Here is a 13,093-nt window from a genome sequence, read left to right as displayed (position 1 = left end):
TCTTACCTCTGCACCGTTAGCCCATCAGCATTACAGTACTTACCTATTGGCAATGCACAGGCCAAGAATACACCAATAAAGCATGTTGCCACTGCCAACATCACCGGCACTACATTCATATTGGCGACCTGTGCATAACTGCTGCCATACAGAAGCTCCATGTAAGACAGCCCTATTGCTATAAATATCACGCCTAGCAAACATCCAAGTGCTGTTAAAACACTTAACTCCGCTAACAACAGTTTTATGAGATATTGCTTTGATGCGCCTATGGCTCGGTATACGTTCAAGGCATGTTGTCTTGAGGCATAACTTGCAAAGAGCAACCCTGCAACACAGAGCAAGCAAATTAATAAAAATACAATCGCCAAAAAGAGTAGAAATTGACTATCACTATTAACTACTTCGTTTTCACGCAACCATTGAGATGGGGTCAGTAGTCTAAATTTATCTTGACCGCGTAACATTCGGCCAGATTGGTGTAGCGCGTTTGCATACCCAGCCACACGCTGCTCATAGGCTTGCATTTGTGCGCCACTGTCAAAACTAACCCACAGCTGTAGCCAGATCATGGTGGTATTAAACACGTCCTGAAAACCACTCAGCGGCTCATTGCGCCACCCTAATAAGCGCCCGTGTGGCAAGACACTGTTTTTAACTGCGGTAGAAAATGGAATGAACACGCCCTCAATATCTGAGTATGGTGCTACATGTAAATCGTATATCTTAGGTGTCATGCTAAATTCAAACAGCACACCGACAACCGTATAGGGACGATTATCTAGCATTAGCGTTTTACCAACGCTATTTATACCGTTAAATAATTGCGCGTTTGCTTGTTGAGACAAAACTACCACCTCAGTTTCATCATGCTCATCTTGCATAGACCAAGCATTTCCATATCGAAATGGTATCGCAAATATGGAAAAAAAGTCGGGGGTGGTAGCTCTGGCTGTGAATTCATAGATATAAGGCGAATCAGGTACTTGTGACACGAGCTTTGAGTCGTAGGTTAAAGCACTTTTACCCATTTCGTTCAGTGCTGCGAGTTGCTTTGCATCTTGATAGCTCAGAAGCGGCGGAGAAAAGTCAAACTCTTTGTCTGGACTCCAATCATTTAACAACACATATCTTGTAGTGTGCTCAGCATATGACATTGGATTACTAGACATGACGTGATACACAGAATAGGTAGTGCCAAATGCCCCAAGGCCGGTGGCGATAAGTAATATAACTAATGCACTAATCAAACTCTGTGACTTAAGATTATTAACTAACGAGCCTAACCGCATGAAGCTAACTCCTGCTGCTGAGACTCTATGATATTACCGTCCGACAACATAATTTGCCTCGTTGCCAACTGTGATAAATGCTCATCATGCGTCACCATCAAAATGGTAGTGCCTTCTGCATTAATTTCTTTCAACAGTTTCATAATTTCCATTGCCATTTGCGAATTCAAATTCCCTGTTGGTTCATCGGCGAGGATAACTTTAGGCTCTGAAATCAATGCACGCGCAATCGCAACCCGTTGTTGCTGACCTCCAGAGAGCAAGAAATGCTTATGATCCATTCGCCCTTTTAGTCCCATCCTCTCCAGCTGATATACCGCTTTTTCTTTTGCTATGGCAGAGGAGACACCCGCTATTTCTAGCGGCAACATCACGTTATCTAGCACCGTCATCTCGGGTAATAAATTAAAATTTTGAAAAATAAACCCAATATATTGATTTCTCAGCTGCGAAAGCTGTTGGTCTTTCATTGTTGCAACGTCTGCTCCCGCTACTTGTAAGCGCCCAGACTGAAACTTCTCCAACAACCCAATTGTATTTAGTAACGTTGTTTTTCCTGCACCGGATGGTCCAACGATAGAAACAAACTCTCCTTCCTCAACTGCAAATGACAGCGAGTTAAAAACCTGCGTCTTAATATTACCGACTTGATAATACTTTCCGAGTTCACTGGCTTTGATAATGGCTTTTGACATCTTACTTCCTCTTATTATTAACCACCCAAAGACTGATATTTAGGTCTTCCTACCGTCCATAGCAGTTTACTGAATAAAATAAATACCAAGAGCCATAGTAGTTGTAACTCAATTGCACTGAGCCCTGTGACACTTTGGCTTGGTAAAACTTGTGAAATTGGTGCGTGAAAAAGTGCAGCAAATGGAGAATAAAGGGCTATTTCTCCTAGCCATTGAGGCAAAATACTCAAAGGTAATAACTGACCTGAGAGCAGCATCATAAAGCTAAATAAAATATCTCTTAGCCCAAATACCTTTTCCAGCCACAATGACAGTAGACCAATCACCTTTTGAATTTCAATTAATAGTAATAAGGACAACCATACTGAAAACGTGAACATCACCCAACTAAAGACGCTACTTTGCTGAGGGGCGAGCCACACTGCAATGACCAGTACAGGCAAGGCGAACAGCGCATCAATTCCAGGTCTGGACAGGTTTTTTATTGAGATTAGCGTTAAATAATTGAAAGGCCGACAAAGGAATTTATCCAGTCCTCCTTCATTAATATCACTCCATACTTGATAGTTCACAGTATATGCTGATGATAAAAATGAATTAATAAAATGCACTAAAAAATAATACATGACGATATGTTGCAAGCTGTAACCCGCAACTGAGTCAGTAAAGTGAAATATCCCTTGCCATAGCATGTAAATAATCAACAACTGCAATGGATGCGATAACACCCAAGCGTACAAGTTTGTTCGAAAGTGGGTTGCTTCTTTTAACTCTAACCGGAGTAATTGTAATACGCTCATCTTACCCCCCTAACGAGTCGTAACGGCGCAAAGCGCAGCGCCAAAGCCAGACAAAGCCACATAGCCAGAAGAGTAAAATAACTCCCTGAATAATCAGCATCGAGGCTGGCTCGTCATACATTCCAACAAGAAACATGACCGGTATAGATGACACTAAACCAATGGGCAAAACATAAATAAGAAAGTGCTGTAATAATTTAGGAAATAAAGTGATGGGATAGCGCTGAAAATCGCCAAAACTATTGATTAAATAAAATAACCTGTCCACATTACCAAACCAAAATGCGCTCAGTGCAATACAACCCTCCATCAGTACCAGCGTTAAACTGCCCACCAAAATAGAGATTGAAAAGTACACAAAAGATAGCGTAGTAAACTGGTAGTCATACACTTGGTCCATAAAGAAGAACAAAATGCTACAAGTTAATAATGAATGGCCCGCAGCCCAAATCTTGGTATCTTCGGCTAGTAACGCTAACAAAGGGGAAACTGGACGACAAAGGTATTTATCAAGTTCACCGTTGATCACCTTGCTACTCATGGTAGTGAATCCGAAAAATAGCATTCTGATTGAAGAAAATATTAAGCCAACCAAAATAAGTAGTGCCAAGCTCCCTTTGTCCCACTCACCCAGTGGTGAGTCCAGTTGTCGTAGTAACGCATCCCAAAATAAAATAAAGATCCCCTGATAGATAAGGATGTGTATGATGCTAATAATAAAATCACTACGAAATACCGATAAATCTTTGAGTGACAACTGCAAGAAGCGAATAAAAACCATGCTATTCATAACGTATTTCTCGCTGCAGTCATAAAGTGATGAATGGCATGATCTAAGCTCGGTGGAGAGAGGTTGACATCTTTCACGTTAGGGTGAAAAGCCAGCCGTGACAGCGCTTCTTTCGCAAGTTCAGTTGAGGTCTTTATACGATAGTGATTATCTTCTATCAATTCGTATTCGAACTCAGACAACAACTGGCTATCAAGCGCTGAGCAGGTTTTAATTTCTAATACCTTAACGTGCTCCAATGACAAGATATCCGAGGTTTTACCATCAAATAGCACTGCGCCTTGCTCCATTATCACACTGCGCTGACAATAGTGATGAACATCTGCCATATTATGAGATGTCAGCACGATACTCGTGCCTTCATCTCGATTAAGCTGCAACAAGAAGTTCATCAAATTAAGCCGCGAAACCGGATCCATGGCAATGGTTGGCTCATCCAGAAAAATAAGCTGTGGCTGATGTAGCAACGAAGCGACAACTTCAGCTTTCATGCGCTGACCCAAAGAAAGTTTTTTCGGTGGCGACGACAACAAATCTCTGAGTCCAAGTAACTCGCTGAGTTGCTCAATGCGACGTTCACTATCTTGGCGGCTGAGTTTGTAGATAGAAGCATAAAGCCGAAACGACTCAATGATAGCCACATTCCACCACAGTAAGCTCTTTTGCCCAAACACGGCACCAATTTTCTTGGTGTACGCTTTGCGCTCTTTAGATGGGTGATGCCCAAGTACCGTAAGCGAACCAGCATCAGGCTGCAAAATCCCTGTGAGTAATTTCAACAATGTTGACTTGCCTGAACCATTCGCCCCCAACAGCCCCACAAACTCACCTTGCTGAACGGATAGGGAGACGTTATCAATAACATTGATATTCTCTTTTGGTGGTGCAACAAATTGTTTTATCGCCGCAATCACCCCAGTTTGGGTCGACGCCAAAGGTCTTGAAAACGTCTTACACACGGCATTTGCTTTTATCACTTCCATATTTTACACCTCAAAACATTTCCACTGGAGGTTCAGGTAACTTTGCACATAAATAGTCAGGCGCATAAAGTCGGCCATTAATCAATTGAGCGCGGTAATAGCAACGTTGACGCACATTGCATTGCTGAAAATGATCACAGTCAAAACATGGCGTCCCCTCATACTCTTCTCGTGGCGGATCTAGCAAGTATTCCAATGCTTCACCATTCCAGATATCACGAATAGAAGATTCTTTCACGTTGCCAATTCGAGCCTGTTGATAAGGCATAGTGCGATCGCATGTCGCACACTCTCCATCAGAGCCGATGACCAGTGCCGTCTTACCACCCGCGCAAGAGCCAAAGCCAGGGATCGATACAGACACTTCTCTTTCACTCTTCACGGAGATGTTGCCTATTTCAATATCAGGGTATTGTGCTGATATTTCGTTAACAGCATTAACTAGCCACTCTCGTTGCTGCTGATTAATTAGCAGATCATCATCATGTTTATGTTCAGAACGTAAATAGCTCGACATGCCAACATCTGTAATACCCTTTTCTTCAATGAGGTATCTCAGCAAGTCTGGGATCCCATCAATATTCATGGCCGTCACAACAATATTAGCGCGAACATTCAAATCATATTTCTGACATAGCTCAATAGTTTGGTTAATTTTTGGCAGCCAGTTTTTTACTTTCACAATGGCATCAGCAATTTTTGGTATTTTGCTATCTATACTGACCTGAAGCGTATCTAACCCCGCCTTTGCTAGGCGCTCGATTAAGCTCTCCCGTAGTGGCATTTTGGTTGACACATCTACGAATACATCATGCTCAAGCAGGTACTCAATGATCTCTATCATGTCTTTACGTAAGAAAGGATCGCCACCATGCAAATTGACATACTTCACCCCAAGTGCAACACACTCAGACAAAAACTTAAATGCCTGCTCTGTTGTGAGTTCATTTGGCGCAATTTCATTGGCTTTTAATGTCGGGATAACACAATAAACACAATCAGCAGGACAACGATTTGTTGTCATCCACACCACAGTATTGGGCACCTCTAGTTTATTTTGCCAGGGTGTTGGCTCGGCTTGATATATAAAGTCCTCGGCATCATAACGTGCATTAAGCTCAGTAAAAGCATGGTCTTGCACATCGATAAAGTCAGCCGTTTGAACAAGCAAATCACTGATGAGCTGCTGCGCTTCACTTTGCTCAAAGTCAAAAATCTCCATCAATCCATCTCGGATATCCGTGGTACTGTTTTCACCAGTACTCAGTGCAAGCACCAACGCGTGCACCACAGATAAAGAGGCAAACTTCTCTCCCTTGTCGACAGTAAATAAGATGACGCGGTTGGACTCTTTGACTAGTCGTGATTTATCTTTTAGCTTTAAGAATTGATTAACAAACACTTTTCACCCCCACCATATATTTGCATGCCCCTTCCTGCGGGCCATATAATGTTCCCGTTGACATGTAAGCACCGTAGTAGCAACGCCCGCGAATATTACAGGTGTCAAAACTGTCACAGGTAAAGCAAGGAGTGCCTTTATACTTATCTCTTGGTGGGTCTAACGATTCTAATAAGGCCGTGCTATTCCATGCTTCAAAAACACTTTGATTCAACACGCTGCCAACTATCATGTCTCCACCAGGTAGCTTCTTATCGCACTTGGAAATGTCCCCATTAGGATAAAACAATAATTGTGTACGGCCGTTATGACAGACAAAGCCGTCAATATCATAATCGATGTCTTTTTCTATCTGTTCAGAGCGATAATACACTTTCAACTTTGGCTGGGTGGCTAAAAAAGTGTCAACCGCATCGCGGACTTCGTGCATTTGTGCCACTGAGGCGTGTAAATCATCATCATGACGCTGTAGGTTATCAGAGTAGGTATCAATCGTGATGGAGTGAGCCCCAAGTCGCTCTAAAGTTTCTAACGTTTCAGTGTAGGCATGAGCATTAAGCGAAGTTAACAGTGACTTCGCGTGCACACGTATTCCCTCTGTAACCATATTCTCAACGGTTTGGCCGATTTTCTTGGCAAACCCACCAATTCCTGTGAGTGATTTCGCGGCCTCTTTTTCTAGGCTATCAATGCTGAAAAACGCATCTTTCAACCCAGCAGCTGCAAGCTTTTTAGCGTTCTCTACACTCACAAATTGTTTACTGATGAAGTCAGGAGTTAAACCGTGTTGTAACGCATATACCATGACTTCATAAATATCTTCACGTAGTAACGGCTCACCGCCTGTCAGTAGTACTTCTTTGCCACCAAGCTGCGCGGTTTCTCTAATCAATCTTTTTATGACATCAATATCAACAGAGGAATCTTCCGTTTTACTACTTAGCGGTGCACCTTGATAACAATACACGCATTTACGGTTACAAAAGTCTGTAACAAGCCACTGTAATGTCATCGGAAATGGCGAGCGATTACCTTTAAATACGGTTGTTCGAGTGGTCAGTGGTGTATGCTGACTTAGCGCTCGTACTTGTGTTCGGACGGCCTCTTCATCAATAGTAACACCTGAAGGCTCATGCTGCTGTGAAGTAAAGTGACGTTCAAAAACGACATCAACATCATCTGTAATTTCTTGTGCATGTTCTGGCGCAATATCAAAATGACGCGGTAAATCTTCCACTATTTTTTCAACTGTCCACTGCTTATCTAACAAAGACAAGATATAGACAACCAAAGGGTGTAACTCAATACTCGGCGTTTCTTGCTGTCCCGCGATGGGAAAGTAGTCAAGCGAGTAGCTATCTGCGTGTTGGTGAATGACACCAAGTTTTCCAAATCTTCTCATCGCCATCACTCCTACGCATTAATTACGTGTACATCGATCTCATTACTTTTATGAAATTCACCGATGGGACAATAAAGATCAGGCGCATGAATAGTGCCGAACTTCCCTTTAGCTGTAACGGTGCAACGACCACGGACGTAGTTGCAGTTTCGAAACAGATCGCATTTATAACACGATGTGCCTTTGAAAAATTTACGACTTGGAATGACTATCTCTTTCATTTTTTCAGAGATCCAAATATCCAGCAAACCACTTTCGTTTAAATCACCAAAGGTATTATGAGGTCCAGGTGGTATATGTTCACACTTAACACACAGTCCATTTGGCTGAACGGTGATCCCTTTTAAGCCTTCCATGCACCCTTTGGTTTCGGTCGCTTCTCGTAAATCGAAGTTAAATCCGAACTTTGCCTGCGTATACCTCTCTTTTAGGCTTTTTACTGTGACTTTTAGTTGTGCTTCTTGTTCGTCACTCAGCATAAAACTAGGCTCATGGCGACCACAGGTTTTCCCATATACATCAATCACAAACTCTCTGACTCCCATGGCATAGGTCTGAGAAATCAGCTGCTCAAGATTGTCTACATTAATCGCCGTCATGACTGGCCTTAGTACGACTTTAATACCATTTTCACAGCAAGCGTTGATGGTCACTAGCATGTCATCTAAAGCACCTTCAACACCAACTAGCTTCTCGACCTCCGCTTCGACTACTGAATCTAGACTGACATGAAGCTCTTCTAGGCCGGCTTTTACTAACCGTGCCATCATGTCACCTTCTACTCGCATTTTTGTGATGACTATTGGAATAATATTTTGATCTATCGTATGCCCTATGACTTCTGGCAAGTCTTGGCGCAGTAAGGGCTCTCCTCCGGTGAAGATCAAGCGATTGACACCTATCATTGCGGCTTCATCAATTATTTGAGTAACGCGCTCGAAAGGAAAAGCAATATCACGAGCAAACCCATCAGCTACAAACTTGGCATCTTTATAGCAGTACTTACACTTACGGTTACAATCTTCCGTGACAACCCATACGATAGCTCCCGGTGCATCCTCGCGACGGTTAACGATGAGTGTATCGTCTCCTTCGAACAAAAAAGCCTCTGGGTTATGAGAAAGCAATGATGTGTCGGATAAAGGCGTGTCGGTAAAAAATAACGAAAATCGATTAAGAAGTGTTTCGACAATATCAACCGCTGCTTGCGGTTCGATACTCATTACCTCTGCTATCACTTGTGCAACTTTGCTTTTGTCGTTCTGTCCATCAAATAACACCATAATGAACGCTTGAATTGGATGTATTCTAATTTCGGCTTTTGACCCATTTGGTAACTCACGACAAAGAACAACTAATCCCTCTTCTTCGCGTGGCACAAATTGAATATCCTTTTTGAGCAATGGAACCATTGCAAACCCCTTATTATTGTTTTACACGGCGCGGTATTTTCCCTAACAATCACCAAGTGACGGCTGATAATCATTAAGATAACGGTGAACAACAGCACCAATCTATTGATAAAACTGATGCTGTATTGGGAGCGGATTGATGACATCAGTCGCCTAAGCACTCTCCCTGAAATAACTCAGTGTGGTCTTAACCCACTTTGCTACTTCATTTCTTGCGAGTTACCACCGCCACTGAAACTACAGCAGCTTGAGCAACCTTGTGTACGCATAATGCTTAAAGCATCTTTGCTTACTTGAACTTGTTTTAGTTTTGATAATTTCTTTAGTTTTTGAATACTCATTATTCTTCTCCGAATAGTATTTATCTCAATGCTAAGTACAGTCCCTATCCACCATTGAATTAACATGCCGACCAACATAGTGTGTGACGGCTTGTCGACACAAAGAGAGTAGCGGCGACTGGCTTAAGGATGCTTACTGAATATTTTTCGCTTCTTGTGAGTTACCACCTTCACTAAAGCTACAGCAGCTTGAACAGCCTTGAGTACGCATGATCTGCAGTACTTCTTTAGAAGCATTGATTTTTTGTTTTTGTGCAATTTCTTTAAGTTTGTTGATAGACATTTTTGTATTCCTTTAAATCTCACCCATCTTGTTTAAAACAATGCACGCTGGGTGATAAAACATGCACTGCTATTTGGAAAATCGATTTAGCTGTTAGGCGCCTCGGGCGAAGGCTCTGATGATTTACACTGACCAGACTCGGGACATTCACTACAACCATTTTTAAACCACTTAATCTCATTCATTTTTTGCTGTTGAAATATTTTGGGTTGAGATAGCGCTATTGATTTTAGTTTCTCGAATCGCTTCACATTCACACCCCAATAACAAGAGTTAATCTTTGTGATAATTTATGTTTCACAAACAAACTTATATCCCTTAGAATCATTAATGGAATAACTAAATCCTAATTTTTCAAAAACCGAAACGTACGATATTGTTTTATATGGTTTTATTTTTTAACTCTTACAAGAATGACAATTATGAAAAGAATAATCTTGTTAAAGGACGAGCATAAATTATGTATAGAGGAAGAATTAATAGAGCTAGAGCCGAAGGTTTTTGAAGTTTTAGAGTACTTATATAACAATCAAGATCGATACATTAGTATCAATGAGCTACATGATGAAGTATGGGCCGGGGTGCTTGTCAGTGACGCTGCTGTAAGGCGCTGCATTAGTAAACTTCGTCAAGCATTTAAAGACGACCCTAAACAACCACACTTTATCCAGCATGTATCAAAAAGAGGATATAAGCTGGTGTGTAATGCCAACACCTGTAAAACAACACAGTGCCCTTCACAAGGGCATGGCAATCACCAATGTTCACAGTGGCAAGCAAAAAAGTCGTCTCATCTGTCCCCCTATTTACTGTTGCTTGCATTACCCCTATTGGCGTTATTTATTCCACTTTCGCAACAAACCTCTATTTCAGCTCAACCACTAGTACAAACAACCGTAGGCGCAGATCAGCTGTCATTTGCTGAGTCAACTTCGGGGCTTTCTGCCTATGCAGCAAAGCTTAATGGAGAACAGGATTATTCCATCATACTGAGCAATCAAGGCACAGGTACAGAAAGTGTCATCATGGAGAACGTTAATTGGCCTGATGCAATGGCATTTTCTCACTCTGGTGAGCGTTTATTTATCTCTGATGTTGTGAAAGGCAACTCGACTATCATCGAGTATAATATTCAAACTGGTCAAACGCGGCATATTATTGACCCTCAATTTCTTATTGCTGATATTTTCCTTGGACCAACTGAAGACACCTTATACTTTCTCGGCGCTTCACACGCACAAAGTGCGTTTCATCTTTATCAGTACAGCCATAAAACAGGCACGATTGAGGCGGTAATTAAAAATGCGGAATCCTATATTAACTTTTTCGCAGGCGCAGTTTCGACACAGCAAGATAAAATCGCGCTGCTTGTTTTCGATAGCTTAGCTGAGCACTCTTATATAGAAATATATGACCTTCGCAGTTTACAACGTATCGGGTTAGTGCCACATTCAAGTAAACTGATAGACCTTGACTGGCGAGACAACAACACCCTCTTAATCGCAACAGAGCAAGGCCTCATAGAGCACAACTTAGAGCAACAAATGCAAACCCATCTTGCCGATGACTTTGTGTACATGTTGAGTTATCAGCCTCAGAGCCAGCAGCTTCATATGCTGTCAGAGCTAAAAAAAGGGGCGTTCTTTTTGGAGCTAACACTACCTCTTAATAGTACTCCAAAACGTAAGCTGTATCACTTTGATAGCGACATTCAATCACTTATCAACATAGGTGATGACGGTAGCTTTATTGCCAAAATTCAACATCAAGACAATACACAAATAGTCAAGTTTCAAAGCTCAATACCAAATGAGAAAGGTGTTTTATTGCAAAGCACAGATAAATTAACCGACCTGAGCCACGCTCGTAAAGCTCAAGCATTTGCAGTCAAACAAGATAAAACCATTATAAAAGTTGACTACACTCACTCCTCCCCGATAACTGAGTCTATCCGCCATACTGCGACCCCTCACAGCGTAGTGATCGCCAGTGATGGGAAAGCCGTTTATTTTACCGCTAAGTCAGACTCCCAATGGCTGGTATATCGCTGGGAGCATAACGAGTTAACGCACCTCTTCAGTGGTTTTAAGTTTGTGCGAGAATTTGAGGGAAACTTATTGCTGGCGAATATAGAAGGTGAGCTGTTTATCAAACCAAAAGATGCAAGTATTCTTCCTCTACATACTAGAGCAGTATTAGAGTCCAATTCAGAAATACAGCTATATGAAGATCTGGTCATCTGGACTGAACATGATTTATCACGTGTTAGCTATCATCAACTCGATATATCAAAAACCGAACCAGAGCACAAAAAGTTTGAGCTACCGTACGACTCAAGCGCTACTAATTTTTATATAAGTAACAGAAACAATGCGTTAATCATCAAAAAAGACACTCAGACCCAAAGTAGCCAACTGATGGCTCAGGTAAAAGTTACAAAAAAGTTCACTCTTAATTATTTATTGGAAGCATTAGAAATGTAGAGATGTGGTGGTAGCAAAAAACAAGGAAAAACAAATGAAAAAGCTAACTGCCATTTACATCATATCTCTGTTCTTTACCTCAATGACCCAAGCTAGTTCTCTTGGTATGAAACAAAGCGAGCAAGTACTACCAACACATAAGTACAACAGCACTCTACAATCTGGTATGTGCCTTGTGACACCATGGAAATGCAGTAACGACAAGTGATCTGAGTTTGGAATAACAAGGTGTAGTTACGTTGTTGTTATTCCGTCTCTATAAAGTAGATAACTTAAGCTTTGAACAATAAAGTTTCTCTCAATCCAATATTGTTCAAAGCAACCGGTTATTACGCTCGAGTTTCCAGCCAAGCTTTATATAACGCATTCTTTTTCAGTCCTAGGTATTCAGCCGCAACCCCACATGCTTTTTTAAGTGGCATTTCGGACTCCAGTAACGCAATCAACTTACTTGCCTCTGGAGTCAGAGCTTGCTCATCGCGCTCCTCACCAGGTAGCATCAATACCAGCTCACCTTTTTGCTTTTCTGGTGTGTCATGCAAAAAAGTGATGAGCTCTGTTACCGTACCACTAAAAAAAGTTTCATACGTTTTTGTTAATTCTTTTGCAAATACTACCTTTTGTGTTTCGCCAAGGGCTGCTTTCATATCTTCGAGGCTGGCCATAATCCTATGGGTGCTTTCGTACATGATGCTAGTGATCCCTGACGTCACAACCTCTTTAAAAAACTGCTGACGCGCTTGGCTCTTTGCTGGAGTAAAGCCGACGAATTGAAATTTATCGGTTGCGAGCCCAGAGCAACTCACCGCAGCAATAGCTGCACATGCCCCAGGAACAGGGGTGACATTTGCCCCCGCGTCACGACATAAATTAACCACCGCATAGCCAGGATCGCTGATAAGTGGTGTGCCTGCATCTGAAACCAGCGCAATATCCTTGCCTTCATTAAGCCAATCCAAAATTTGCTGCGCTTTTTGCTTTTCATTATGATCATGTAGGGCAAAAGTTTTTGCTTTAATACTAAAGTGGCTTAATAATTTACCCGTGTGACGAGTATCTTCAGCAGCGATTAAATCAACTTGACTTAATACTTTCAGTGCACGTTCACTGATGTCCTCTAAATTACCTATTGGTGTTGCAACAATATAGAGGGTGCCGATTTTATTTTCGTTGTGAAGATTAGCCATTGAGCTCTCCAATGTCAGTCAGT

At 41.7% G+C, this 13,093-nt stretch carries 12 protein-coding genes; 2 read left to right on the top strand and 10 right to left on the bottom strand.

Annotation, left to right across the window (positions count from 1 at the left end; genetic code table 11):
• Window positions 1-2: 2 nt before the first annotated feature.
• The 9 genes from HUZ36_RS13735 to HUZ36_RS13695 all read right to left on the bottom strand — a co-directional run bounded on the left by HUZ36_RS13735 (window position 3) and on the right by HUZ36_RS13695 (window position 9,400).
• Window positions 3-1,292: an ABC transporter permease gene (locus tag HUZ36_RS13735; protein ID WP_176033147.1), complete on the bottom strand. Its 1,290-nt coding sequence runs from the start codon at window positions 1,290-1,292 to the stop codon at window positions 3-5.
• Window positions 1,283-1,987, bottom strand: coding sequence for an ABC transporter ATP-binding protein (locus HUZ36_RS13730; protein ID WP_125251145.1), 705 nt, complete (start codon window positions 1,985-1,987; stop codon window positions 1,283-1,285). The genes HUZ36_RS13735 and HUZ36_RS13730 overlap by 10 nt, the downstream gene beginning before the upstream one ends.
• A 17-nt stretch (window positions 1,988-2,004) precedes the next feature.
• A complete protein-coding gene (locus HUZ36_RS13725) occupies window positions 2,005-2,787 on the bottom strand; it encodes an ABC transporter permease (protein WP_147389084.1) in 783 nt (260 codons plus the stop codon).
• 1 nt (window position 2,788) lies between these two features.
• A complete protein-coding gene (locus tag HUZ36_RS13720) occupies window positions 2,789-3,577 on the bottom strand; it encodes an ABC-2 family transporter protein (protein WP_125251147.1) in 789 nt (262 codons plus the stop codon).
• The gene (locus tag HUZ36_RS13715) at window positions 3,574-4,560 is read right to left on the bottom strand and encodes an ABC transporter ATP-binding protein (protein ID WP_176033146.1); all 987 of its coding nucleotides are present in this window, start codon (window positions 4,558-4,560) and stop codon (window positions 3,574-3,576) included. Before HUZ36_RS13715 ends, HUZ36_RS13720 begins: the two co-directional genes overlap by 4 nt.
• Window positions 4,561-4,570: 10 nt before the next feature.
• Window positions 4,571-5,962 carry a radical SAM/SPASM domain-containing protein gene (locus HUZ36_RS13710; RefSeq protein ID WP_128731590.1) on the bottom strand — a complete coding sequence of 464 codons (1,392 nt, stop codon included), beginning with the start codon at window positions 5,960-5,962 and terminating at the stop codon, window positions 4,571-4,573.
• Window positions 5,952-7,364: a radical SAM/SPASM domain-containing protein gene (locus tag HUZ36_RS13705; RefSeq protein WP_167508217.1), complete on the bottom strand. Its 1,413-nt coding sequence runs from the start codon at window positions 7,362-7,364 to the stop codon at window positions 5,952-5,954. The genes HUZ36_RS13710 and HUZ36_RS13705 overlap by 11 nt, the downstream gene beginning before the upstream one ends.
• A gap of 11 nt (window positions 7,365-7,375) precedes the next feature.
• On the bottom strand, window positions 7,376-8,776 hold the full coding sequence (locus HUZ36_RS13700; RefSeq protein WP_147389088.1) for a radical SAM/SPASM domain-containing protein: 1,401 nt from the start codon (window positions 8,774-8,776) through the stop codon (window positions 7,376-7,378).
• A gap of 474 nt (window positions 8,777-9,250) precedes the next feature.
• The gene (locus HUZ36_RS13695; protein ID WP_161972740.1) at window positions 9,251-9,400 is read right to left on the bottom strand and encodes a hypothetical protein; all 150 of its coding nucleotides are present in this window, start codon (window positions 9,398-9,400) and stop codon (window positions 9,251-9,253) included.
• A gap of 422 nt (window positions 9,401-9,822) precedes the next feature.
• Between HUZ36_RS13695 and HUZ36_RS13690 the strand changes: the two genes are divergently transcribed.
• Together HUZ36_RS13690 and HUZ36_RS13685 are read left to right on the top strand one after the other, a co-directional pair.
• Window positions 9,823-11,883 carry a winged helix-turn-helix domain-containing protein gene (locus HUZ36_RS13690; RefSeq protein WP_176033145.1) on the top strand — a complete coding sequence of 687 codons (2,061 nt, stop codon included), beginning with the start codon at window positions 9,823-9,825 and terminating at the stop codon, window positions 11,881-11,883.
• A gap of 34 nt (window positions 11,884-11,917) precedes the next feature.
• Entirely contained in the window at window positions 11,918-12,091 is a 174-nt protein-coding gene (locus tag HUZ36_RS13685) for a hypothetical protein (RefSeq protein WP_167508221.1), read from the top strand.
• Between the two features lie 121 nt (window positions 12,092-12,212).
• Here the strand turns inward: HUZ36_RS13685 and rsmI are convergent, their stop codons facing one another.
• Complete coding sequence (gene rsmI, locus HUZ36_RS13680; protein ID WP_125251153.1) at window positions 12,213-13,070, bottom strand: 16S rRNA (cytidine(1402)-2'-O)-methyltransferase; 858 nt, start codon at window positions 13,068-13,070, stop codon at window positions 12,213-12,215.
• Between the last annotated feature and the right edge of the window lie 23 nt (window positions 13,071-13,093).

It is taken from the genome of Pseudoalteromonas sp. McH1-7 (assembly GCF_013366255.1).
Lineage (GTDB): Bacteria > Pseudomonadota > Gammaproteobacteria > Enterobacterales > Alteromonadaceae > Pseudoalteromonas > Pseudoalteromonas peptidolytica.
This window is presented reverse-complemented; position numbering and strand designations above follow the sequence as displayed.